This window comes from Arthrobacter humicola, assembly GCF_039531445.1.
Lineage (GTDB): Bacteria > Actinomycetota > Actinomycetes > Actinomycetales > Micrococcaceae > Arthrobacter > Arthrobacter humicola.
Genome location: NZ_BAAAQB010000041.1, coordinates 463,099 through 487,823 on the forward strand (window position 1 = coordinate 463,099; position 24,725 = coordinate 487,823).

The 24,725-nt window shown below is 66.5% G+C and carries 21 protein-coding genes; 6 read left to right on the forward strand and 15 right to left on the reverse strand.

The window, feature by feature from the left end; all coding sequences use genetic code 11:
- From ABD243_RS18715 to ribA, 6 genes are all read right to left on the reverse strand, one after another.
- On the reverse strand, positions 1 to 648 hold the full coding sequence (locus ABD243_RS18715; protein ID WP_344367854.1) for a PRC-barrel domain-containing protein: 648 nt from the start codon (positions 646 to 648) through the stop codon (positions 1 to 3).
- 132 nt (positions 649 to 780) lie between these two features.
- On the reverse strand, positions 781 to 1,980 hold the full coding sequence (locus ABD243_RS18720) for an SLC13 family permease (RefSeq protein WP_344367855.1): 1,200 nt from the start codon (positions 1,978 to 1,980) through the stop codon (positions 781 to 783).
- Between the two features lie 136 nt (positions 1,981 to 2,116).
- Positions 2,117 to 3,259, reverse strand: coding sequence for a DUF998 domain-containing protein (locus ABD243_RS18725; protein ID WP_344367856.1), 1,143 nt, complete (start codon positions 3,257 to 3,259; stop codon positions 2,117 to 2,119).
- Between the two features lie 234 nt (positions 3,260 to 3,493).
- Positions 3,494 to 4,351 carry an SDR family oxidoreductase gene (locus ABD243_RS18730; RefSeq protein ID WP_116765846.1) on the reverse strand — a complete coding sequence of 286 codons (858 nt, stop codon included), beginning with the start codon at positions 4,349 to 4,351 and terminating at the stop codon, positions 3,494 to 3,496.
- 192 nt (positions 4,352 to 4,543) lie between these two features.
- A complete protein-coding gene (locus tag ABD243_RS18735) occupies positions 4,544 to 5,341 on the reverse strand; it encodes a dioxygenase family protein (RefSeq protein ID WP_344367857.1) in 798 nt (265 codons plus the stop codon).
- 86 nt (positions 5,342 to 5,427) lie between these two features.
- Positions 5,428 to 7,335, reverse strand: a complete 1,908-nt coding sequence (ribA, locus tag ABD243_RS18740; RefSeq protein ID WP_344367858.1) for a GTP cyclohydrolase II RibA — start codon at positions 7,333 to 7,335, stop codon at positions 5,428 to 5,430.
- Positions 7,336 to 7,564: 229 nt separating this feature from the next.
- Here ribA and ABD243_RS18745 point away from each other — a divergent pair, with 229 nt between their 5' ends.
- The gene (locus ABD243_RS18745) at positions 7,565 to 7,903 is read left to right on the forward strand and encodes a YnfA family protein (protein WP_344367859.1); all 339 of its coding nucleotides are present in this window, start codon (positions 7,565 to 7,567) and stop codon (positions 7,901 to 7,903) included.
- A 30-nt stretch (positions 7,904 to 7,933) separates the two neighbouring features.
- On the opposite strand, the gene ABD243_RS18750 is transcribed toward ABD243_RS18745, so the two are convergent.
- Positions 7,934 to 9,349 (reverse strand): aminotransferase-like domain-containing protein, encoded by a 1,416-nt coding sequence (locus ABD243_RS18750; protein ID WP_344367860.1) that lies wholly within the window; start codon positions 9,347 to 9,349, stop codon positions 7,934 to 7,936.
- Here ABD243_RS18750 and ABD243_RS18755 point away from each other — a divergent pair.
- Positions 9,348 to 10,361: a DMT family transporter gene (locus ABD243_RS18755; protein WP_344367861.1), complete on the forward strand. Its 1,014-nt coding sequence runs from the start codon at positions 9,348 to 9,350 to the stop codon at positions 10,359 to 10,361. The genes ABD243_RS18750 and ABD243_RS18755 overlap by 2 nt on opposite strands.
- A gap of 97 nt (positions 10,362 to 10,458) precedes the next feature.
- The gene (locus ABD243_RS18760) at positions 10,459 to 11,124 is read left to right on the forward strand and encodes an FMN-binding negative transcriptional regulator (RefSeq protein ID WP_344367862.1); all 666 of its coding nucleotides are present in this window, start codon (positions 10,459 to 10,461) and stop codon (positions 11,122 to 11,124) included.
- A gap of 39 nt (positions 11,125 to 11,163) precedes the next feature.
- Here ABD243_RS18760 and ABD243_RS18765 read toward each other — a convergent pair whose 3' ends face one another.
- Positions 11,164 to 11,535, reverse strand: coding sequence for a VOC family protein (locus ABD243_RS18765; protein ID WP_133247480.1), 372 nt, complete (start codon positions 11,533 to 11,535; stop codon positions 11,164 to 11,166).
- A gap of 572 nt (positions 11,536 to 12,107) precedes the next feature.
- Here ABD243_RS18765 and ABD243_RS18770 point away from each other — a divergent pair.
- The gene (locus ABD243_RS18770) at positions 12,108 to 12,392 is read left to right on the forward strand and encodes a hypothetical protein (protein WP_237563300.1); all 285 of its coding nucleotides are present in this window, start codon (positions 12,108 to 12,110) and stop codon (positions 12,390 to 12,392) included.
- Between the two features lie 28 nt (positions 12,393 to 12,420).
- On the opposite strand, the gene ABD243_RS18775 is transcribed toward ABD243_RS18770, so the two are convergent.
- The 6 genes from ABD243_RS18775 to ABD243_RS18800 form a co-directional block, all read right to left on the reverse strand.
- A complete protein-coding gene (locus ABD243_RS18775; protein WP_344367864.1) occupies positions 12,421 to 13,086 on the reverse strand; it encodes a GAP family protein in 666 nt (221 codons plus the stop codon).
- Positions 13,087 to 13,135: 49 nt separating this feature from the next.
- A complete protein-coding gene (locus ABD243_RS18780; protein ID WP_344367866.1) occupies positions 13,136 to 14,692 on the reverse strand; it encodes a leucyl aminopeptidase in 1,557 nt (518 codons plus the stop codon).
- 2 nt (positions 14,693 to 14,694) lie between these two features.
- Positions 14,695 to 16,383, reverse strand: a complete 1,689-nt coding sequence (locus tag ABD243_RS18785; RefSeq protein WP_344367868.1) for an MFS transporter — start codon at positions 16,381 to 16,383, stop codon at positions 14,695 to 14,697.
- Between the two features lie 121 nt (positions 16,384 to 16,504).
- Positions 16,505 to 18,307, reverse strand: coding sequence for an SLC13 family permease (locus ABD243_RS18790; protein ID WP_344367869.1), 1,803 nt, complete (start codon positions 18,305 to 18,307; stop codon positions 16,505 to 16,507).
- Between the two features lie 145 nt (positions 18,308 to 18,452).
- A complete protein-coding gene (locus ABD243_RS18795; protein WP_344367871.1) occupies positions 18,453 to 19,655 on the reverse strand; it encodes an alanine racemase in 1,203 nt (400 codons plus the stop codon).
- Positions 19,656 to 19,778: 123 nt separating this feature from the next.
- The gene (locus ABD243_RS18800; protein WP_344367872.1) at positions 19,779 to 20,645 is read right to left on the reverse strand and encodes an MIP/aquaporin family protein; all 867 of its coding nucleotides are present in this window, start codon (positions 20,643 to 20,645) and stop codon (positions 19,779 to 19,781) included.
- Between the two features lie 324 nt (positions 20,646 to 20,969).
- Between ABD243_RS18800 and ABD243_RS18805 the strand changes: the two genes are divergently transcribed.
- A complete protein-coding gene (locus ABD243_RS18805; protein WP_344367873.1) occupies positions 20,970 to 21,740 on the forward strand; it encodes a potassium channel family protein in 771 nt (256 codons plus the stop codon).
- A 90-nt stretch (positions 21,741 to 21,830) separates the two neighbouring features.
- On the opposite strand, the gene ABD243_RS18810 is transcribed toward ABD243_RS18805, so the two are convergent.
- Positions 21,831 to 23,360, reverse strand: a complete 1,530-nt coding sequence (locus ABD243_RS18810) for a PucR family transcriptional regulator (RefSeq protein WP_344367875.1) — start codon at positions 23,358 to 23,360, stop codon at positions 21,831 to 21,833.
- A gap of 206 nt (positions 23,361 to 23,566) precedes the next feature.
- Here ABD243_RS18810 and speB point away from each other — a divergent pair, with 206 nt between their 5' ends.
- Positions 23,567 to 24,571, forward strand: coding sequence for an agmatinase (gene speB, locus ABD243_RS18815; RefSeq protein ID WP_344367876.1), 1,005 nt, complete (start codon positions 23,567 to 23,569; stop codon positions 24,569 to 24,571).
- Positions 24,572 to 24,725 lie beyond the last annotated feature (154 nt).

The window sequence follows — 24,725 nt, forward strand, 5'->3', positions numbered from 1 at the left end:
TTATCGCACCGGAGCCTGTTCCTGCGGGGGCGGGAGGCCGGGCGGGGGCGGTGGCGGTGGCCCGTGACGCGGCATGGGGTGCGGAGGCACATGCTTTCGCAGATGAGGCGGTGGTGGCTGGTGCGCCAGCCCACCATGAGGCGGTGGCGGGGCGCCTTGCGGCAAAGGCTGCGGGGGAAGCTGCCCCGCGTGCCTCGCCCCGGCGGCATCGGTCACTCCTTCGTCGGCCGCGGAGTCGGCCGTCGATTGTGCCGCCGCGGTCTCCCCGGTTGACGGCGGGGAAACGCCCGGGCTTGTTCCGACGGCGGATCCCTCGCCAGCGGTGTCGGCCACCAGCCCGTAGTAGCGGTAGAGCTCCTGCTCCTGGGTCTCCGTGATGATGCCGCGGTCGCTGTCGATGCGCGGGCCGTTCTTGATCGTGTCCTTGGCAAAGGCAACCCTGATCACGGATTCCTCGAGACTGGCCCCGGAAAGCGGGGCGAAGGACTCGGACATGCCGAACAAACCGGTCCGCACGGTGACGAACGCCGGATCACCGGAATCGCCGCTGGTGAAGATCTGTTCCACGGAGCCGATTTTCTCCCCGTTGGCGTCCACCACGATGCCTCCGTTGAGGACGATATTGTCAATGTCCTGCAGGCTGAGCATGGAGGCACCTCCGTTGTCGTTAGCGCAGGCCCGGGATACCGTGGCGGCCGCACTTCATTCTTGCCGGTTTGGTCCGATCCGGTAAGTGCAGATCCGGTACCTGACCGGTGCCTGGTCCAAGCACCGGCCGGTTCACGGCTGGACTGCGGCCAGTGCCAAGGCTGCGGCGACTACTGTCAGGGGTGCGACGATCAGACCGAAGATCGCGTAGCCCTTCCACGTGATGAGGACATTCATCCGCACCAGCCGCTCGTGCCAGAGCAGGGTGGCCAGCGACGCCCACGGGGTGATGAGCGGGCCGGCATTGACTCCGATCAGCAACGCCGCCATGCGCTGCGGCGTCTCCGCCAGTGGCTCGGCCAACAGGTAGGCAGGCAAATTGTTCAGCAGATTGGAACCGACCGCACCCGTCGCGGCCAGCCGAAGCAAGTCCGGCGTCCCTTGGCCTTGCCCGGCCAGTTGACTCAGCAACGCGGGAGCGCCCAGATGCCGGATGGTTTCCATCACCAGGAAGAGGCCGGAGGCGAACAGGAGCAGAGACCAGGGAACCAAAGAGACTTTGAGCACCCGCGGCCGCCGGAGCGCGAACACGACTGCCAGTACGACGGCGGCAGCCAGCGCCGGGATCCAGACCGGGACACCTGACACGAGCGCTGGCAGGAGCAGTGCCAGCACGAGTGCGCTGGCGCCGAGCAGAACCCGGTCGGTCGCTGCGGCCCCGGATCCTCCGCCGGCGGGCTGATCCGGCCTGATCCGCCCGACCCGTATCCTCGAATAGCGCTTGCGTAGGTCGCGGCGGAAGACGATGCCGACGAATACCAGCGGCACGACGATGGCGGCAACGGATGGGGCCCACATCAGGGCAGCGAAGGCCGCGGGACTGGTCCCGCCCAGGCTGTGCTGGGCTAAAAGGTTCGTCAGATTTGAAATAGGCAACAGCAGGCTGGCCGTGTTGGCCAGCCACACAGTCGTCAGCGCGAAAGGCAGCGCCGGCAGGCCTGCCTGCCGGGTCACGCTGACTACCACCGGCGTCAGAAGCACCGCTGTTGTGTCCAGGGACAGGAAGATGGTGCTCAGCGTCGCGAATGCGGCCAGGAACAGCCACAGGATAATGCTGCGCCCGCGGCCCCAGCGCCGGAGCCTGCGGGCGGTCCAGAGGAAGACGCCGGCCTCGCTGGCCAGCTCCGTCACGATAGTCATGGCGACGACGAAAAGCAGGACTGGAGCCACCCGGTCGATGAGGGCGGCCACGTCGGCCAAAGGCAGCGCCCCGGCGACAATCGCCACGGCACCGGCCACAAGCAATACGGCTCCAACGATCGCCAGGCGCATGAACGGAGTCTAATCCCCCTGACCGCCGGCCTTCAGGGAGTCTCTCCCCCGCCGTCTGCGACGGATGGGATGGCCGCGGCATCTTCTGGCGGTTGCCGCGTGAACAAGGGCCGGCCGCAGCACCGCCCGGCCGCACTCACGGTTCGGCCGCCGTCCCGTCCGTTGCGTTTGAAACAGGCTGGCCTGATCCGGCGCGTTGTATCTGCGGCCCGGCCGGCCGGTCGGCCTCGAACAGGTCCGCGCCGAGCCGGTCGGCGTCAACGGCGGCAAGGTTGCGGATCAGGACGATGAGCCACGAAAAGATCAACAATCCGGCGATGAGCTCCACCGCGGTCAGGTTGTAATAGCCGACCGGGAACCACAGCACCGCGGCGACAATGATGGCTGCCAGGAACACCCACCCGAGCGCCGCGAAGGCGGGCGAGATGGAGGGGATGAGGGCCCGGATGCGGACAATGAGCGACGCGAACACCACCACCATGCCGGAGGCAACCAGGGTGTGGATCCCGAAGCGCTCATCGACCGGGAACACTCCCACGCCGGCGAGGAACACGCCGATCAGGACGATGCCGCCTTCGAGCAGTCTTACCCGGTGAAGTGCGGCCGGGGTGTTGGCGCTCGCAGCGAGCGTCGCCGTCGAATATCCCGCCAGGGTGGTGACCACGACACCGCCGACGATCAACGTGAAGTTGAACGTCACCCCGGAGACGTCCGAGCTCATGCCGAGGGCGCTGAGGTGCTTCTGCCACCAGAGGGGGTCCGCTGCCGTCAGCATGCTCGTGAGGACACCAGTGACGAGGAAACCGGCGAGGAGTGCGGCGAGCCGGTAGGCGGTCATGCCGAGCGCGGACAGGTACGCGACGTAGGCGCTGATGGCCCCCGCACCCCCGACCAGGACGGCGGCCGCCACCGGGTAGAGGACCGCGCCGATAAACGCTTGCTGGAAGATCCAAAAGAGCGCCAGCCAGCCGAGCAGGAACATACACGCGTGGGCCAGCGCGAGGGCGCCGACGTCGATCGCACTACGCGTCCGGCCACCGCGGAACTGCGGTGACACCGGCGTCGGGCGTTGCAGACAACCGGCCACCACCGCCGCGGCACCAAGAACCGCCGTGCCGATCGCCGCAATGTCACCGGCCGATCCTCGTCCGGACAACGCCACAGGTTCCCGCCCGACGAGCAGAAGTGCGACGCCGCCGAGGACTACGAAGCCCACGCTGCCGACGAAGAGCGCGCGTGCCTCGGACGTGACGGCGGCATGCTTGTTCCGGACTAACATCGCTCACTTCGATTCGCTGGCGTTGCGGCTGGTACTGGCCCGCCGGCACAGGCCGCCCGTTCCGCTCCAGGAAAAGGCCTTGGGCCAAGTCCCAAATCCGAATCCGTTTCCGGAACTTTGGGTCCCGGGCGGTCCTCCGCCGGCGATAACCCAACGCTATGTCCGGCCCGGCCGCGGGCCGTCACCCGGAACGGATGAAACCGTCGATGATGGCGCCCGGCGTGACCGCAGCCCCTAGCTTGCGGTGGCGGACGTCAGCGCCTCCAGCAGCGGCGTCGTGGGCCGTCCGATCAGCCCGGAGAGCTCGCCCGTGACGGTGGCCAGAAGACCAGCTTTGGTGTCCGTGTCCAGGGCGGCGAGGAATCCTGCGGTCCCTTGGTCGAGCCCGGCAGCAGTCAGGACCTGGATCAGCTCGGGAGCGGACACGGGCTGGTACACGACGTCCCGTCCGGCGATCCCGGCGATCGCCGTCGCCAGTTCCTTGAAGTCCCACGCGTAATCGCCGGAGAGCTCGTAGGTGCGGCCCTCGTGCCCGGCGGAGGTGAGCACCGCCGCGGCGGCGGCCGCATAGTCCGCCCGTGCGGCGCTGGCCACCCTGCCGTCACCGGCAGCGGCGACGACGGCGCCCGTCTGCCGGGCCGTGGCCACGGTCTGGGCGTAGTTTTCCGAGTACCAGCCGTTGCGCAGGAGCGTGAACTCGAGTCCCGACGCGCGGATGAGTTCCTCGGTTGCCTTGTGCTCGGGCGCCAGGATCAGCTCTGTGGTGTCCGCGGCCAGGACGGACGTATAGGCGATGAAACGGACACCTGCCGCTTTGGCCGCGCTGACCACGTTGGCGTGCTGTGCCACCCGTGAGCCTACCTCGCTGCCGGAGACCAGCAGGAGCTTCTCAACGCCGGCGAGAGCGGCCTCGAGCGCGGCAGGATCGGAATAGTCCGCCACGCGCACCTGGACGCCCCGGGACGCCAGATCACCAGCTTTCGCGGCGTCGCGGACCACCGCAACGAGGGAACCCGGCTCCTGGGTGCTGAGCAGGTCCTCGAGGACCAATCGGCCCAGCTGTCCTGTGGCACCCGTTACTGCAATCGTCATGTTGCGCTCCTGGAATCTGAGGTGAAGTTCATGTCAAGTCATTGCCGTGCCGGCGAACCGGCACCGAGGATCACAACCGGTGCCCGGCGCCGGGCATTCCGGTGTTACGTTGTGCGACGCCCTCCATCGTTCGGCTGTCTGCGCGCCGGCGCAGGCGCCGGCCCGCGTCTCGTACCGTGTTGTACCAGACGCCTATGTCAGGGTCCACGAGCGCTTGGACAGCCCAAACCAGAACCCGTCGATCGCCGTCTGCGCCCGGATGTCTCCCGAGCCATATGCGGCCCCGAGGGCAACGTAGAGCGGAGCCCAGTGCTCGCTCCGGGGGTGCGCCTCGCGGGCGGCCGGCGCCTTGTTCAGGAAATCGAGGATGGAGTCGACGTCGCCGCGGGCCATGGCTTCCTCGGCCCAGTGGTCGAATTCGCTGGATGCTGCGGGCGGGGCGGTGTCCGGCCCGCCGGCGGGATTGAACCAGCGCAGGTTGTGTGTGGTGAAACCGGATCCGACGATCAGCGTGCCCCGGTCACGCAGAGGCCCAAGCGACATGCCGAGTTCGAACAGTCCCTGCGGATCCAGCGTCGGCATGGACATCTGCACCACCGGCACGTCTGCTGCGGGGTACATCTCCTTCAGCGGAACGTAGGCGCCGTGGTCCAGGCCGCGGCTTTCATCACGCTCCACGTGGTGGCCGTGGGCGGCGACGAGCTTCTCCACTTCGGCTGCCAACTCAGGTGCCTGCGGGGCGTCATACGCCACGTCGTAGTACTTCTGGGGGAAGCCCCAGAAGTCGTAGACCAGACCAGGATCGCGCCCGGTGGCGCTGAGCGTCACCGGGGCATTCTCCCAGTGGGCAGAGACCATGAGGATGTCCTTGGGCTTGCCGAAGGTGCCGGACCAGTCGTTGAGTTGGCGGGTCCATGTGGAGTCGTCGGCCAGAGGTGGCGCACCGTGGCTGAGGAAGAGAACCGGAGGGCGGTCAGTGGTCTGAGTCATGGCATCATCGTACCCTGTTTTTATTGAAGCTTCAAGCTTCTTGCGGTCCCCGGTCCGGCGCCCTGCGGGCTCCCGGCGGGCTCCGGTCAGAACGTGGGCGCGGTGAACCCGAGGCCCAGGAGGCCGCGGCCGGCCTGCTCGAGCACCGGATCCCTGGTGAGCGCCGCGTGGTTCAGCAGGACGTTGACGTCGCGCTGGATCCGCTGGAGCGGGTGCGATAGCCGGTGGACACTCCCGCCGGACCCCGTCATGACCAGGCGGACCGCTTCGGCCGAGGCCTCGCCGCTCAGCGCGAGGGACAGCCGGTAGTCAGCGCGCTCCCGGTCCGTCATTGTTGAGGGCCTGCGCGCATGGGAGGCCGAGACCACCCGGACAGCTTCCTGCCAATGCAGCCGTGCAGCGGCAACCAGTCCGTAAGCCTGCGCATAGCGGACCTGTGCGAGCGGCGAGTCGGCCTGCCGCGTCTCCACGGTGTGCTTGACCTTGCGCACCATCAAGAGCTCGCGGAACAGTTCGACCGCGTACTCGGCTGACCCCAAGGCGGCGGCAGGGGCCACCATATTCAGCAGCGCGCCCATGGGTGTGTGGACCAGCGGATCCTGATGGAGTTCGCTGCCCGGATTGGCCTCGGCTGCCAGGAGTTCCCAGTCCAGCGCCCGATGCTCCGGGACGAACAGGTCCCGGGCCAGGATGTCGTTGCTCCCGGTCCCCCTCAGCCCGGCGGTGTGCCACACATCGAGAACCTCGACGTCGGCCAGGGGCACCAGGCATTGCAGGCGCACCCCGCCGTGCTGCGCCGCGAGCAGCGCCCACGCGGAGTGCATCACCCCGGAGGCGAAGGTCCACCGGCCCGAGATGGAGTAGCCTCCCGGTACCTTCTCCGCCACCCCGGCCGGTGCGCCGGTGGCGGCTGCCAACGGTGCCGGACCGTTCGCGAAGACTTCGTCCTGCGCTTCCCGGGGCCAGCGTGCGAGCATCCAGACATGCTCGACCAGGTGGCCCACGCTCCATGCCGTGGAGGCGCACCCCCTCGCAAGCCGGCGCACGACCTCGACGTAGGTCTCCAGTCCCATGCCGAATCCCCCGGCAGCCTTGGGGGACAGCATGTGGAAGATTTCAGCTGACCGGAGTTCCGCCATGGTGGAGTCGGGTACACGGCGAAGCTGCTCGGTTTCCGCGGCCCGCTCGCGCAGGCCGGTAATGAGTCCCTGAGCGCGGGCCAGCATCTCATCGTGGGTGGGGACGACGACGGGCACCGCGGCAGCGGGCCGGGCGGCAGTCCCGGCGAGGATGCTGCTGCGCGGCTCATCACGGCCGGGGCCGGGCGGGAGCCGGAGCGTGTGGGAGGTGTGGTCGCGCTTGGCGGTCAGGTACCGGAGGTTGGCCGGGGACACGTGGACGCCCGTGGCGATCTGCGCGGAAACGTCGACGCCGAGGGCGCCCAGCTGGGCCGCCTTGTCCGGGTTGTTGCTGAGCAGGCGCACTGTCCCGGTGCCCAGGGCGCCGAGCATCTGCGCCGCAGCCGTGTAGTCCCGCTCGTCCTCGCCGTGCCCTAGGGCGAGGTTGGCCTCGTAGGTGTCCAGGCCGCCGTCCTGTAGGGCATAGGCATCGAGCTTGGAATACAGGCCGATGCCGCGGCCTTCCTGACGGAGGTAGAGCAGGAACCCGCCGGCGGCTGCGATCCGCTCCACAGCCTCCCGCAACTGCGGACCGCAGTCACACCGCTGGCTCCCGAACACATCCCCGGTGAGGCATTCACTGTGCAGCCGCACCAGGGGTCCCGGGCCCCCGCGCGCCGCTTCCAGCAGCGCCTGCTCCCAGTCGCCCAGGGCGAGGAGCAGGTGCTCCTTTCCGTCGGTGAGTCCGCTGAAGGTCAGCACCTCGGCGTCGGCGGTGAACCCGTCCGCGAACCGCAGCGGCACGGAAACCCGGCTGCGCACGGCGGCCACTGGAGCGGGTGCAGCGTGTTCGATGGTCTCTGACACAAGGGTCATCTCAGGTCCTCAGGCATTCGGCAGGAAGGTGCAGACGTTGCGCCGGAGCGGGACCGACCGGCCATAGGACATTGCGGTCCGCGGCATTCCCGGCAGAACTTTACTTGAAACTTAAAGTTATAGGGAGGCGCGGCCGGCGATGCAAGCCATGACCCCGTGTGACGGGTCCGGCGGAAGCCTCGGCGCGTGCCCGCACGGATGACGCGGCGGCGGGTGCCATCATGATGGCGTGACTATCGCAAGAACCATCGTGCTCTTCATCCTGGCCGCGGCAGCCGAAATCGGCGGGGCGTGGCTCGTCTGGCAGTCCGTCCGCGAAGGCCGGGACTGGTGGTGGGCCGGTCTGGGTGTCGTGGCGCTGGGCATCTACGGCTTCGTGGCCACGCTGCAGCCCGACGCGCACTTCGGGCGCATCCTCGCGGCGTACGGCGGCGTGTTCGTGGCAGGCTCTCTGGCCTGGGGCATGATCTTCGACGGGTTCCGGCCGGACCGGTGGGACATCCTGGGTTCGGCGGTCTGCCTGCTCGGGGTCGCCGTCATCATGTTCGCGCCCCGCGACGCGGGCTAACGCGGACCGCCGCTCCTCCGCCGGCCCGCCCTACCGGCCGGTTGTGTGCTCGAGTACATGGCCGAGGATGCGCGCGCCTTCCCGGAAGGCGCCCGGATTGGGGCCGGCGAAGTTGAGCCGGATGAACGGTCCGGCCGGTTCGGCCGGGAACCACTCGGTCCCGGCGGCGATGATGACCCCGGCGGCCTCGCAGTCACGGACGAGCTGATCGACGTCGGTCCCGTCGGGCAGGCGGGCCCACAGGTTCAGCCCGCCCTTGGGCACGTGCTCAACGTGGGCCAGCGGGGCATGCTCCCGCAGGCTGCCGAGCAGCAGATCCCGGCGGTCCTGGAGCTGGTGGCGCAGGCCGCGCAGGTGGGTCTGCCACGCCGGGTGCGTCACGACGTCGAGGGCGGCCGCCTGGAGCACGCCGCTGACGTACATCGATTCGGCACCCCGGTCGGCCAGAATGCGGTCGCGCGCGGGTCCGCGGGCGATCACCGCAGCGACGCGGATGCCCGGGGACACGCTCTTGGTCAGCGAGCGCAGGTAGACGACATGGCCGGAATCGTCCCGGGCGGCCAGGGGTGAGGCATCGGTGGTGATGCCGAAATCATGTGCCCAGTCGTCCTCGACGAGGAACGCGCCGTGGGCGCGCACTGCCTCCAGCACCTGCTCACCCACGCGCGTGGCCCATTGCGCACCGGTGGGATTGGCATAGTTCGGCTGCGCATAGAACAGCCGTGCACCGGTCTCGGTAAAGGCGCGGGCCAACTCCTCCGGGTCGGGGCCCTCGGGACCGCTCGGCACGGGAACAACCCGGACGCCGGCCTGCGTTGCGGCCAGGATGGCTCCCCAGTACGTCGGGGATTCCACCAGCAGCGGCTGTCCCCTGCCGACCAGCGCCCGGAACACGGAACTGAGCCCGCTCTGGCTGCCGGGGAGCACGATCACATCGCTGGGCGTTGGCGGCGTGACACCGGCCGGCGTTGAGGCCCGGAGTTCGTGTGCGAACCAGGACTGCAGTTCGGGCAGGCCCGCGGCGGGCGGGCGGGACAAGGCGGCGTCTCCCCGGGCTGCCCGGGTCAGGGCCGCCCGCACCAGTCGCTCGGGCAGGAGTTCACGGTCCGGGTAGCCGGAGTGGAAGGCGATGACATCGTTCGGCGCGCTGCGCATCGCCGTGGAGACGGGGCGGAGCGGAGCCTGGGGTGAGCCCAGTGCGGCTGTCTGCCAGCCGTAGTCCGCAGGCCGGGCCGTCCGGACGGCCCGCACGAAGGTTCCGACGCCCGGGCGGCTCTCGATCAGCCCCTGTGCGGCAAGCGTGCGGAGCACCTTCTGCACGGTGACCGGGCTGGCCTGGTACTCGGCGACCAGGGACCGCGTCGAGGGCAGCCTGGCGCCGGGCGCGGCACCGGCAATCCACTCCCGGAGGCGTGCCGTGATTTGTGAGGTGCTATCGTTGGACATGAGAGATAAGAGTAGCGCTACTGCACTTTTTGAACAACCGTTATCGTCCCGGCCGGCCACAGGACTGTGGTGGGGATTGCTCGGCGTCGCCGCCTTCTCCTTCACGGTTCCGTTCACCCGCGTGGCCGTTGCGGGGCTGTCGCCGTTGTTCATCGGATCGGGGCGGGCCGTGGTCGCGGCCGTTCTCGCCGGGTGCGCCCTCGCGTTGACCCGCCAGCGGGCGCCCCGCGGTTCCCAGTGGGCGCGCGTTGCCGTGGTCGCCGGCGGCGTGGTTGCGGGCTTCCCGCTGCTGACCTCTTTCGCCCTCACCTCGGTTCCCGCCAGCCACGGCGCGGTCGTTATCGCGCTACTCCCCGCGGCGACCGCAACGATGGCAGTGCTTCGCGGTCACGAACGCCCGCCCGTCATCTTCTGGGTCATCACCGGCGTCGGGGCGGTTGCGGCCATCGTCTTCGCCTCCGCTCAATCCGGCGGCATCGGGCAGCTGCATCTGGCGGACCTGCTTCTTTTTGGCGCCGTGGTGTGCGCGGCAATCGGCTACGCCGAAGGCGGCAAGCTGGCCCGCGAACTCGGGGCCTGGCAGACAGTGTCCTGGGCGCTCGTGCTCGCCTCTCCGCTCATGGTGTGCCTGGCGGCGCTCTCCATCGCCGGGCAACCACCCGCCGGCACCCCCGCGCAGTGGGCGGCCTTCGCCTACCTTGGGATCGTGAGCATGTTCCTTGGCTTCTTCGCCTGGTACCACGGCCTGGCCATCGGCCCCATGGCGCAGGTCAGCCAGATCCAATTGGTCCAGCCGGTGTTGAGCATTTGCTGGGCCTGGATCATACTGGGCGAGAACCTGAGCTGGACCACCATCATCGGCGGCGCCGCGGTGATACTTTGCGCCGGCCTGGCGGTCCGTTCCCGGCCCGGTAGCCCGAGGGTGAAAGGGAGTACCAGTATGCATGCGACAACAGGTGCGCCGGCTTCGACAACAGCAACCGCGACGGCGGCAGCGAAGACAGGCCCCTGACCGGCAGCCGTCTCCCCCGGCCCCTCGAGCGCACCCCGCATGCCCCGCCCCGCGTCCGATCCCCGACCCCAGGCCCCCGATCCGAAGGGAAACCACCGTGTACATCCCCGCACATTTTGCCGCCAGCTCCGATTCAGTCCAGCACCTGCTCACCCGGGCGGCCGCGGCCAACCTGATCACTTCCACGGCGAACGGCATGCTCGCCACGCTTTTGCCCTTTGTCTATGACCCGGCGGCCGGGGAACACGGTGCGCTGCACGGACACCTCGCCCGCAACAACACCCAATGGTCCGAACCCGCCCTCGGCGAATCGCTCGTCATCATCCAGGGGGCGGACGCCTACATCTCACCGTCGTGGTACGCGTCCAAGGCAGAGCACGGGCGCGTCGTTCCCACCTGGAACTACTCCACGGCCCACGTGTACGGCACCCTGGTCATCCACGATGATCCGGCCTGGCTTGCCCGCCACGTCAGGCGGCTGAGCGACCACAACGAAGCCCGCTCAGAGCGGCCCTGGACCGTGGACGACGCGCCCGAGCGCTACATTGCCGGGCAGCTGCGCGCGATCGTCGGCGTCGAGCTGCTCATCACCCGGATCGAGGCGAAGCACAAGCTCAGCCAGAACCGGCCCGACGCCGATATTGACGGCGTCATCGCGGGGCTGCAGGCGCGCGGTGGCATGCGAAGCGCCGCGGACGTCGCGGCGGCCCGCGAGGCCCGCGATCAGGCCCGGTGCCCGCATTCGGATAGCTCCCCGGCCTGATCCGGGACCGGGCGGGAGGTGCTGCCTGCCGCCCTGGTTCTACCCCTGGCGAAGCCCGAGGGTGTTGCCGTCAGGATCATGGAACCACGCAGCCCTCGCGGGGCCGAGCTGGGCGATGTGGCCCGTCGTCACCAGGGGGCCTTCGGTGTAGTCCAGGAATTCCACGCCCTTCGCGCTCAGGTCCTGGACCAAGGCCTCGATATCTTGCACCTCGAAATGGGCCAGGGTGTGCTCCGTCGTGACGGGCGGGCGCTTGAAGATCGAGATCTCGCTGGCCGCTCCGCAACGGAACCGGACTCCGGCCGGGGTTTCCCACAAGAATGTCAGGCCGAGGATATCGCCGTAGAACGACTTGGCCCTCTCCAGGTCCGTGACCGGAATCGTGGCTACTACCATCGTGGCAGTGATCATCAGAACCTCCTCGTCGGACCCGTCCAATCGGCGCGACCGGTCTGTCACGCCGCGCGCCTGAAGCGGCGAATGGGTCCTGGTGCTTATCTACGGATCGTCCCACCGTTCACGGGCGAAGGGACAGGGCCTTCGTACCCGCCGCACCCGGGCGGCGCCGTCGTGGATGCGTCTGCCTACCCTGCGAAACCGGCCCCGTGTCTTCCACGCACCGTTTTCGCCATGTTTTCGGACGGCCGCCAGGCAATATGTCCGGCGCTGCCCGGATCCGCGTAGCGACGGACCTTTTCGTCGTCATGTGTCCGTTTCCGTAGCGGATCCGCCAGCGACGGCGCGTGAGCGTCCCTGTCTACACAGCTCACGCCTTCCGTGTCGCCTGCCGGCGCCCTCCCCGGATCCTGCCTGCCGGGCGCCCGGCAAGTATTTCCCCCTTGTGCATCCAGGCCGCCTGGTCCTTACTGGTGGGAGGGGAACAGGCCAGCGCTCACCAGGACCGCCAATCATGAAGGTGCGTCTCCCTGTTAAAGGGCGTGAGCGGCAGGCACTCCGACTCTCACGTATCTAGGAGGATGGACATGTTCGCTCGCGTCAGCACCTATCAGCCAGGCCCTGACAGCTCGGGGGCACCCACAGAGGACACCGTCAACCGGGTGCTGGCATTGCCGGGGTGCCTTGGCATCTATTACCTGTTGGGGAAGGACAACAAGTCGCTGTCCATCACGCTGTGGGAGGACGAGGAAGCCCTCGCCGGCAGCGCGGAAGCTGCGGCTAGAATCCGTTCGGAGACCAGCGCCGAGCAACACATGCAGATCCTTGGCGTCGAGGAATTTGACGTGCTCACACGGCACCTCAAGGATTGACCGGCGGTGCGGGCAGCTGCGGGACCGCCTAAATGCCCGCGAGGCCTTTGCCGATCATCACGACGCCAATAATGGCGAGCACAGCCGCGATGATGATGTTGTAGTAGCGAACCAGCCATGTCCGGACCGGTTCCAGCACTCCGCGCACGCGGGCACCGAGGAAAAGATACGCCACCACCGGGACCACGACGGTGATCGTGGCGATCGCCGTGTAGATGAGCACGGCTGCGGCAAGCACGCCGGGCGGGAGCGTGGAGCTTCCGATCACGACACCTGCCGCGAGGCCGAAGATCAGTTCCTTCGGATTGATCACGGTCACCAGGAAGCCGGTCCTCAGAGCCTTCGCGGGCGGCATGTCGTCCAAGGCTTGCATCCACCCGGGGGTCTTCGGTTCGGCGGACCCCCGGGGCCGTGAGCGGACCTTGGTCAGGGCCAGGAAGACCAGCGCCACCCCGAACACGAGGCGGATGACGGCGCCGATTCGTGACCCGCCGGATCCTTGTGTGACGAGTTCGGACAGGGCGGCCACTGCAATCACCGTCGCGAGGACCCCGAGCACCCGGCCCACGGCAAAGCCGATGCTCCTGCCCCGACCGTTCGGGGACAGGACCATCAGGAGCACCGCGATCAGCGGGAGCGGACTGGCCGCAAGGCCGATGGCTTGCGGCATCAGCTCCGCGACCAGCTCAAGCACACTTCTCCGTCGGGCCATTGCGGGCGCGGAACACGGTAACCGTCTCCCGCTACTCGGCTGAAGGTTGAGCTGAAGCCGCAGCAGACGCGGCCCGAACCGGAGTAAAGCTGCGGGCGAGCTCGATCAGGGTGCGGGTGCCGAAGCCGGTGGCGCCTTTCGAACGCCACACGTCGTCGGTATCCGACTGCATAGTGCCCGCGATGTCCAAGTGGGCCCAGGGTGTGTCTCCCGCGAACTCGGCGAGGAAGAGCGCGGCGGTGGTGGCCCCTGCGTACTTTCCGCCGAGGTTGGAAATGTCCGCGATGTCCGAATCAAGCTGCTTGCGGTACTGGGGTTCCAGCGGCAGTTGCCAGACCTGCTCATCGGTGCGGGCGGCAGCATCCCGCAACCTGTCCACCAGCAGTTGATCGTTGCCGAAGAGCGCGGCAGTCAATTGCCCGAGCGCCATCAAGGAGGCTCCGGTGAGCGTGGCGATGTCGACGATAGCGTCCGCGCCCTCCTCCACGGCCAATGTCAGTGCGTCGCACATGACCAGTCTGCCCTCCGCGTCGGTGTTCTTGACCTCTATGGTGGTGCCGTTGCGGGCGGTGAGGACATCGCCGAGTTTGTAGGCCGAGCCGGACGGCATGTTGTCGGTGCACATCAGGAAGCCGGTGACCTTGGCGGAGGCCCCGAGCTCGCGCAGCGCGGTGAATGTTGCGAGCACGGCGGCGGCACCGCCCATGTCCATCTTCATGAGCAGGTGCATGGGGTCGCTGGGTTTCAGGCTCACCCCGCCGGAGTCATACATGATGCCCTTGCCGACCATTCCCAGGTGCCCGGTGGATTCGCCGTCGGGCATGAAGGTGAGCTTGAGCATGCGCGGCTCCTGGGCGCTGCCGGCATTGACACCAAGCAGTCCGCCGCAGCCGAGGTCGATCAGCTGCTGTTTGTCGAACTCCTCCACTACGAACCCGAACCGTGACCCCAGGTCCATGGCAATCGCGCCGAGATCCGCCGCCGTGAGGTGGCTGGGCGGGGCGTTGCACAGATCGCGGGCGATGTTGGCGGCCCGCGCGGTGACGCGCCCTGTCGCCAGACCCCCGGCGGCCGCGGCCATGGAGATCCCGGGGGCGCGCAGCTGCAGCAGCGCCAGCGGAACGTTCTTGGGCTTGCTCTGCAGCACATCGAAGCGGTAACGGCCCAGCAGCGCCCCCTCGGTCAATGCCTGGCCTAGGCTTGAAGCGTCCATCCCCGCGACGGCCGGAAGATCGAGGCCGATCCGGGCGTGGCGTGCGGTGGCGCGCAACAGTACGGCGACGGCGTTGCGCAGCCTCGCGGCATCCAGGCCCCCGGATGCGCCGCCGCCCACTGCCACCAAAAGGGTGGACCCCGAGGCAGCCGGCAGCAGGAGCGTGGTCCCGGCAGCGGCGGTGAAGCCGGCACGCGCCAGTGCCTCTCGGTCCAGTCCGAGAACGGCGGGAACCTCGCCGTCGGTGGTCACGACGACGCCCAGCGCGTCGAGTTCGCCGAACTCTGCCACCCATTCAATAGTGGCCTCGTCCCGTTCCAACGACGGGATGGCGGTGAAGCTCTCGGGGATCAGTTTGTACGGTTCGCGGGTCATGTTCATGCCCTTCCCTCGGTGGCGGTATCCGTGGATCCCAGCTCTAGGGCGTCGGGATCATCCGGTTCGAGCTGTTCGGGCAGGTCCCCGCGCATCCTGCCGGGCATGGCCCCGGCGGGGACGATTGCCAGCAGTGCGAGACCTGCGAGTCCCAGGAGCGAGTACTGCAGGGCACGAAGCCGTGCCTCGGCATTAACTTCGACGGCGGCGGCAAGTTCCGCTGGACCGCTTGCCCGGTCGCCGATGGCGGCTACGAGTTGTTCATTGGTCATGAAGTTGGCGTCGTTGATGTTCACTTTGGAGATCAACTCATCGGAGACCTGAGGGTGCGCCGCCGCTCCACTGGCGATCAGCGAGGCGAGCATGCCGACGGCAAACGCGCTGGCCACAGCAATGCCAACGCTGCCGGAGAGGTTGTGCACCAGGCCGCGCCAGGCGCCGACGTCGCCGGCCAATGGCTTGGGCACCGCGCTGAGCAGCGTGTTGAAGACCAGGGCCACGATCGCGCCCTGGCCAAGGCCCAGCAGGATCAGGCCGAGGACCACAATGACCTGTCCCCAGTCGTTGCGGATGGTGAAGGCAATCAGTGTCAGGGCGCCGGCGACGACGACGAAGCCCGCCTGCGCGATGGTCCGGGGCGGAAACTTGGCGTAGAGGAAGGCCACGAAAGTGCTGGCCAGGAAGATCGACAGGGTGTACGGAATGATCGAGAACGACGTTTCGATGCTTGAGAGGCCCTGGACCATCTGCATGTAGAGCGGAATCAGGAAGTTCGCCGCGGTGCCCACAAACAACATGAGGCCCATGCACGCGGTCACCGCCAACTCAGAGCTTGACGCGAGTACCCGCAGGTCGAAGATGCGCGAGCGCTTTGCGTCCTGGCGCTTGCGGATCCACCGGAAGAACAGCTCGCCAGCGATCAGGCCCAGCAGAATCAGTAGCGGCGCCGGGGAGAGGCCCGCGATCTGGAAGGGTGCCTGATCGGTGGCGAACCACACACCCCAACTCGACAACCCGCTGAAGCCGAAACTGAGCAGGATGATGGCAACCGCGGCCATGATGGCGCCGGTCCAGTCAATCTTCAGATTGGGCTGCGCGGGAACGCTCTTGAGCCTGAAACTCAACAGCAGGTTCACCGCGCCCAGGACCACCATCAGTCCAAACGAATAGCGCCAGCCGATGGTGGTGGCAAACCAGCCGGCGATCAACAGGGCCAGGACACCTGCGGCCGGGATGGCCGCGGCGAGCAGGCCGATGGCTTTCGCCTGCTGCTCGTCGTGATAGTTGGTGGCAATGAAGACGGTCAAGGCGGGGGCGATCAGTGCAATCACAGCACCGGAGGACGCCTGGGCGATGAACAGCATGGCGGGGCTCAGGCTGAGCGCGACACACGCCATCGCGGCGGCATGAATGCCGACCGCAATCTGGAAGACTTTGCGGGTGCCGAAACGGGCGCCCACCTTTGCCCCCAGGAGGATGAAGGCAGCCATCGAGAACGTACCGGCGGTAATTGCCGTCCCCACCGAGGTGGCCGGTGTATCGAGGTCGGTTGTGATGCCCTGCATCGAAACGGTCAACGCGTTCACTGCGAATGAGGCCTGGATTTGTGTCAGCACCACCACGATCAGTGGCAACCAGGAAGCCGTTCTTGCGGCAGCGGATGTCGACGCCGACGGGATAGTTTGGGACATTCCGTGCTCCTTAGTGGGGATCAGTCGTGAGGAACTGCCTCAGGATCATCTGGATGAAGCCGGGCCCGCAGTTCCGGGACCCCTCCGGTTCCTGCCACGTCGTGGGGGATGTTGCCGTGTGTTAGAGAACATGGGCGGGCCAGAACACGGGGACCAACAGAATCGCGACTGCTGCATAGAGCGCCATGACCGCCAAACCAAACTTCCAGTAGTCGCCGAACCGGTATCCGGCGGGCTGCATGATCATCATGTTGGCCGGTGTGGATACGGGGGTCAAGAGTGCGGCCGACGAGGCGACCGCGACGCACATGAGGACCGTGATGGGGTTGATCACAGCCTCGGCCGCAACTGACAACGAAATCGGAATGATGATCAACGCCGTGGCGGTATTGCTGATCAGCTGCCCGAGGACCGCCGTGACCACGAAAATTCCCGCCAGAAGCAACAGGGGGCCGGAACCTCCGATGACGGCGACCATGCCGTCGGCGATCATGCTCGCGGCACCTGTCGTGGTGATGGCTGAAGACAACGGGATCATGGCCCCCACAAGGATCAGGGTCTGCCACGCCATCGAACGGTGCGCCTGAGCGGGTGTGACCACTTTGAGCACCACCATGGCCATGGCGGCCAACAGCGCGGCAACGGGGGCCGGAACAATGCTCGTCGACAGCATGATGACCATCGCGGCCAAGACGATCAGGGCGGGAACGGCCCCCGGCCCCAACGGGACAGTCTGTCGCCGGATCGCATCAGGAGAATCCACCAGCATCACATCGTGGTCCACCGTATGTTTGTCCAGCGCGGACCAGGCTCCCTGGAGCAGCATCATGTCACCTGCAGCGACAGTGGCGCGTTCCCGGGACAGCTGGTCCCCCGGACGCTGATGAGCAAGGACCACCAATGCACCGCTGGCAGTGATCATGCCGGGGTACACGACGGTGCCAACCAGATTTGACCGGGGCGCGACCACCACTTCGGCCACGCCGTAAGATCGGCTGATCAGCCCGCACGTGGCGCCGTCGGTTTGTTCCAACGCATGCGCGGTGGCAAATTCGTTGATGAGCTGCTGATCACCGCGCACGATGATTTGGTCCCCGGCCGAAAGTTCGTCCGCGCGCACCGGTTTGCCGCTAGGGCGCTGCACGCTGATCAGGTGCAGCCCTGCGGGGTGCTCCGCGAGGGGGTCAACCGTGGGGAGGCCGATGAGGGCCGAATCCGGCGGGATCCGGAGCCTGGTTAACTGGTCATCGCCCAGATAGTGCTGCATGAGCGTGTCCCCGTGGGAACTCAGGTCCTTAGGCAGCGCATCAGGGCTGCGATCCGGCAGCAGTTTGGGCCCGAGCCAGACGGCCAGCCCCATGGTACCCACGAGCAGGGGAAAGCCCACGAGCCCGAACTCAAAGAACCCGATGCCGTGACCGGTTGATTCCATGGCGGCATTGAGGATCAGGATGTTGACCGGCGAACCGGTGAGCACCAGCAAGGACCCGGCATGGGCGGCGAAGGCCATCGGCATCAGTAGCTGCGCCGGGCGGCGGCCCAGCCGGACGGCAAGGACCACTACCATCGGCAGCAGCGCGGCGACCGCCCCGTTGACGCTAATGAACGCCGTCAACACGGCAGTGATGCCCATCATGAGCAGGACGAGCCGAACCCGACTCGTGCCTGCGAACCGGACGAGCAGACCCCCGAGCCATGTGGTGATCCCCGCGGCGTCAATGGCTTCAGCCACCACGAACAGCGCAGCGATCAGCACAACCGTTGCGCTGCCGAAGCCGGAGAATGCTTCCTCCATGCTGATCACACCGGTTCCCAGCAGGGCCAGGGCCACACCGAGGGCAACAATCTCGACCGGCAACCGGTTCCAAACGAACGCCGCTACAGCGACGACAAGGACAAGAACGGTGATCGCAATGTCCGTCATGAGGGACACGCTAAACCAAAACACCTATTCCAGATATACCCCCGCCTCGCGGCTCACCTCGGGCACAGGGGTTCCGCAACGGATCAACGCCCTCCCGTATCGAGGGCGCTTCCGTGCGTGAGCGCCGCAGCCAGGACCGCCGCAGTCAGGAGTGCGGCGCCAGCGAGGACCGGCGGAAGTCGGTGCTCCACACGTCGATGCCCTGCCCGTCCCCGTCCGTGACGACGTATTCGGGCCAGCGATCAAACGCCGAGCAGGGATGGGATATCCCGAAATCCACGGTATCCGTGACCTCCAGACCCGTCGCGCCGGTAAGGACTGCGTGGTGGTCGAAGAGATTTCGCACCGCTGCGGTTGCGCCGGTCTTCGTCGCACCGTCAGCCGTTCGGGCCGACAAAAAGCTCGGCAGTCCGGCGTCGTACGGAAGATCCCGTTTGCCCGCGCCGACGACGGCGATCCCCTCTTCCGGGGTGGACAGGACGACGGCGCGAACCGAAAGCGCGGGAATGAGACCAGGCACGGGGCTGACGGCGGCGTACGTGCCGTGATCGTGGGTCACATAGCACCCTGATCGGAGAATAGTCCTGGTTCCGGGCACCTCGCCGAGGTCAGGAAGGAACGCGATGACGCGGTCCGGGAACGCGGAACCGCCCATGGAGTAGATGGGCGTGGCGGTCTCAAAGTAGGTCGCGGCTTGCAGATAGGTGTCCCTTACCAGTTGGCAGTGCCGGTCAACCGCCGTGACCGTATCCTCGGCCCTGCTGTTGGGCACGACGCCTTCGTAGCCGGCGACGCCGACCAGCTTCAGGCCCGGCGTGGCACAGACCAGCCCGGCCAGGCGCAGGGCCTCGCCCACGCCGCGGACTCCGGTGCGTCCGCCGGGAGTTCCCACGTCGATCAGCACCTCAAGGGCGACCGTCGCGCCGTCGAACGCCGCCGCCGCTGCTTTGACCCCAGCCGCCGAGTCGACGAAACAACGGATTTCCCGGGCCGGATCCTCCTCCAGCCACGTTCGGACACGCAGTAGTCCGAAGGTGTCGACGATCTCGTTGGCGACGAGAACGCGGACATGTCCCCAATCCAGTGCCGAAGCGACCTGGTCCACGGTGGCGACGGTTACGCCGACCGCGCCGGCGGCCACCTGCCGTTCGATGATCGGTGCCGACATCGTTGTCTTGACATGCGGGGCCAGCTCCACACCCCTCTCGCGACACCACTCGGCCATGACCCGGATATTGCTGTCGAGGGCCTCGCTGTTGAGCCGCAGCTGCGGATACGCCGGGGTAGCGGCTAATTTGGCCGCGAAGTCTCCATCGGCTCCGGCCGGACTCTTGATCAGCTTGCTCACGCTACTCCCCTGTCGTTCGCTCCAAAAAGCGGCTTTTCCCTCCGACAATCTACTGGAGCATCACGGGCAGTGCGTCATGGCAGGGCAAAACCGGGAGCGGAGGGAAAATGCCCCCACCGACCGTTAAGGTTTCTCCTCTTTGGCGGTCTCGGTGAAGAGGGCTCCCTGCGCGGCCCCGGAACCCGACTTCCCGCCGCCCGCGCCACGCAAAATGAAGGCGATACCGACGGCGGCCGCTGCGCCGGCCAGTGGCCCGGCGACGTACACCCAATAGTCGGCGAAATTGCCGCTTGCGAGATCGGGCCCGAACGTTCGTGCCGGATTCATCGATGTGCCGGAAATGGGACTGCCCCACAGTCCGGCCACCGCGATGTACGCGCCCACTGCAAACGCCCCGAGCAATCCGATGTTCTGAGCCCCGGAGGCGGTTCCCAGAATGACGCTGACCAGCACCAACGTGAGCAGTGTCTCCATCCAGAACGCGGCGCCCGCCGAATACCCTCCCGCCGGATAGTTCGAACCGTAAGTGGCGGAGACACCGATCACGGCCTGCAGCAGCAGGCAGGCAAGCGTCGCGCCGATGAGCTGAACGACGATGTAGCCCGGCACCCGGCGCCACGGGAAGTCACCGCGGAGCGCGAACGCGAAGCTGACCGCAGGGTTCAGATGCGCGCCGGAGATTTTGCCCATGAACAGGATGATCCCCATCACCATCAGGCCGGGGGCCACCACGGCCGCCGTGCGGCTGATGACACCGGGGAAGGCCTGGCTCATCATTCCACCCCCGGCCGCGACAATGACGAGGAGAAATGTGCCGTAAAACTCCGAGAACAGCCGCCGCCATTCCTGGCGCGGATCATTAAAATCCTGGATTCGCAGCAGGATGTTCTGCTCGACAACTCCCAGCTCGCTGGCAAGGTTGTGATTGTGCGCCTCGTCTTGACGCGCGCCCGCGCGTCCGATTCCGTCTTTGCCCTGATTTTCCGCCATGGCGTGTCGCCTCCGCCGGTTATGGAATCGTGCCGTGCCAATCTGATTGCCAATCTGTTGGCACAGAGCGGAGCGGCACCTGAGAAGCCCAATGTACCGCTGCCGGAGCCGGTTGTCAGCGTTGCGCAGATGGCCCTCCAGGAGTTGTCGGCCGGCCAATGAAGCGAGATTCATCCGTCACGGGCCACGGCCGGTAAGGGTGCAGTCGGTTCGGGGAAAGGACGGGGCTGGCGCCCGCCACCACCCGAAAGGCGCGAACAGCCGAAAGAACAGGGGCGGCAATTTCGTAAGGACATCCGTTGAACAAAGTCCTACGATTCAGCCATGACGCTTCAGACGTGGCAGAAGTATTCCGAGTGGCCCCTCGTCGGTGCGGCCTTTCTTTTCCTGGCGGCCTACTCCATCCTGGTCATTGTCGAACCGCCGGCCCCCTACGCCACCCTTCTGACACTGGTCATCTGGTCAACGTGGGCTGCCTTCGGCGTCGATTACATTGTGAAATTGGTGCTGGCGCCCCACCGGGGCCGATGGTTCATCCGCCACCCTATGGACCTGCTCATGGTGGTGCTTCCGGTGGCGCGGCCATTGCGGCTGTTGCGGCCCTTCACCTTGCGTAAAGTCATGGACCGGGCCCCGGGCACCGCCATCCGAACGCGCGTCATGGCCTATGTCATTGCCTCGGCTGTCCTTCTGATCTACACCGTGGCCCTGAGCGTCCTCAGTTTCGAAAAGGGCGCTCCGAACGCGAATATCACCACGATGGGCGACTCCCTGTGGTGGGCGATGGTCACCATCACAACGATCGGTTATGGCGACTATTACCCCGTCACCGTTCCTGGCCGGTGGGCTGCGGCCGCACTGATGGTCGGCGGGTTTGCAGTCCTGAGCATGGTCACGGCAGCCGTGTCCTCCTGGCTGGTTGAAAGTGTGACCGCCGCAACCGCTTCACGGACGAAAGCCGACCAAGTCTCCGGCAACGACGAGCTTGCCCGCCTCACTGCCCAGGTCAATAGGCTCAATGACCAGCTGGCCCGGAGCCTGAATGAAACCAACAGTGACCAGGGCGACGGCAAACCACGCAGGGAACCAGGTTAATGGCCGCGAGCCAACGCCCCACCGGCCGTCCACATCACGACCGTCTCCCTGCCGTCTCCTGGCGCGGCATCCGGTCGGTGCCGTTGCGTTTCAGAAGCCGGCCGGCCTCTTCTGCCGCGGATTGCCTTGGAGATCCATGGCTTCGTGGATCTGCAGGGCAAACCACAATTGCGCCAGCGTGGAGGTTTCGGTCATATCAAGGCCTGTCAGCTCACTGATCTTCCGGATGCGATAAATGATGGTCTGGCGATGCGCGAACAGGGCAGCCGCGGTTTTCTGCCAGGACCGTTGCGTGTCAAGAAAGGTCTTCAGCGTGACGATGAGGTCCCCATTTTCTCCCTGTTCATACTGGAAAATGGGTCCGAGGAGCCGCTGTACCAGTGCGTTGCCTTCCTCAAAGCTGGTGAGTCCCAGCCAGGAGGGTCCCTCGGCATAGCGGACCAGCCGCTCGCCGGTGCTTGATGCGGTCCCAAGCGCCCACATCGATTCCTGAAGGGCCCTCTGCGCACCGGCGGCCGCGGAAGGCCGGCTGATCCCGATCTTCACATTCAAGGGAACGACGTGCCGCAGGAGATCGTCGGTGCAGTCGGAGGCGACAGCCAGATGCAACGTATTGAACCTGCGCTGGCAGGCCGTCGGATAGCCGTGTCGCCATAAATCGACGTGAATCCCCGCCAGGGCCTCACCGTCGTCGCTGGACATGGAGATGATGAGGAATTCCCGTGAAGTAATCCCGAATTCAGGCAGCCGGCTTTCAATCTCGGCTATGCCCAGGCGTCCGTCAAAGGCCTGCACAAGGAACTCGGCACCCAGCCGGCGCTGGTTCTCGAGCGACAGAACCGTCCGCGATAGCTCCAGCCCAAGGACTGTGGCGGCATGAAGCAGCACCACCGCATCCGGGAGCGGCTCGGATTTCGGCAGCACCACCAGAAGCGCGTTGGCGTGCGTCGGAATATCCATCATCAGAAGGTGACGGTCCCCCACGCGGTGCCACTGGAACTTCTTGCTGGCCACCGGTGACTTGCTCGTCAGGGGTTCAAGGTCACGCCTGAGTTCCGGCGGCAACGACCGGCCTCCGGGATGCCAGGCATGCAGGCACCGTCGATCAACCACGAAGAGGCTCGCGTCGAGTTCGGCTTCGATGCCGGCGATCAAGCTTAGCCAGTTGTCGTCAGAGGGCCCCGCCAGCCGAAGGAGGTCATAGATACGAGCCGTCTGACGCAGTTTTCGGGACTCCTCAAGCAACGAAGCCTCAGCGACCGAACGTGCGATGGCGATGAACGGAAGCGGGTAGGGGATGCTGATGACCGGCAACGGCAGGTGGTCGCAGACTTCGAAGAACTCGGGAAGCAGTTTAGGGGCATGCATCTGCTCGCCGATCGCCAGGGCACTCGCGCCGGCGTTGACCAGTGCCTCGGCAAGCTCAACCTGCCCCGCGGGATCCGCCGGGATGGAGAGCCCGTTGGTCATCATGAGCTCGCCGCCGGTGACCCATTCCCACAGCCGCGGGAGGTCGGATGTGTGGGCCCACGTGACCCTGTTGCCCAGACCGGCGGACCCCGCCAGAAGGCTCAGGCCCAACTGGGGTTCGGCCAGCAGTTCGGCCACGGTGATCGCCATGCGCGGTTCCTGTTCATGAGTGCGGAGGCCGCCCCCAAGCCGCTTATACACATGTATAAACCCCTCGGTTATTTGTAGTCAATCTGCGCATATACGCCGTGACGCAGATCACTAATAGTGGAGGTAGCAGCAACCGCGCAGATGCCCGGCACGGAGAAGAAATCTGCGGGGCTGCCGGAAACCAAAGCAACCGGAGGATCCCTGTCATGACCGCACACAAGCCAATCGGCCCCGTCGACGCAACGAAAGTCCCCCGCTACGCGGGCCTGGGCACCTTCGCCCGGCTTCCTCAGATCGACCGTGTCCCGGACTACGACATTGCGATTGTCGGTGTCCCGTTCGACGGCGGCACCTCCTACCGCCCGGGCGCCCGCTTCGGTCCGGCTGCCGTCCGCGAAGCGTCGCGGCTCCTGCGCCCCGGCTACCACCCGGAGCTCGACGTCGAGCCCGTGTACGAAGCCCAGGTTGTAGACGCCGGCGACATCGCCTGCACCCCGTATGACATCGCCCGCGCAGTCCGCGAGATCGAAGAGCAGGCCCTCCCGCTCCTCGGCGACGCCGGCTCCGGCAAGAGGCTCATCTCAATCGGCGGCGACCACACCATCGCGCTCCCGATGCTGCGGGCCTTGAACAAGGTCCACGGCCCGGTGGCCCTGCTCCACTTCGATGCACACCTGGACACGTGGGACACCTATTTCGACCAGCCGGTCACGCACGGAACCATCTTCCGCCGGGCCTTCGAAGAAGGCCTGCTCGTCGAGGACAAGTCGATGCACGTGGGCATCCGCGGCCCGGTTTACGACCGCAACGATTTTCTTCGGGATCACGAGTTCGGCTTCCAGATCATCCGCTGCTCGGACCTGGACGTCATCGGGGTTCCGGCCGCGATCCAGCGCGTCAAGGAGCGGCTGGGCGACACCCCGGTCTACGTCTCCATCGACATCGATGTTCTGGACCCGGCCTACGCCCCGGGCACCGGCACCCCGGAAATGGGCGGGCTCCACTCCCGCGAGCTGCTGGCGCTGCTCCGCGGATTGAACGGCATCAACATCGTGGGCGCCGACGTCGTCGAGGTCGCTCCGGCCTATGACCACGCAGACATCACCACAGTCGCCGCGGCGACCCTCGTCTTCGACCTCCTGGCGTTGATGGTGAACCGCAGCAAGGCCACCGCCAACGTCGCCCAACAGCTGGAATCGGCCACCGTTTGAGCCGCAACTGCCGGTCAGTCGCGGCTGATTTGTACATATGTATGAAGAGGTTTACGGCAACTGTTCAATCGCCGGATTCTCACTGTGACAAAAGTCACGAATGATTGATACAACAGATCCCGTGCTCGACGAAGTGCCGGGACAGAACAAAGAG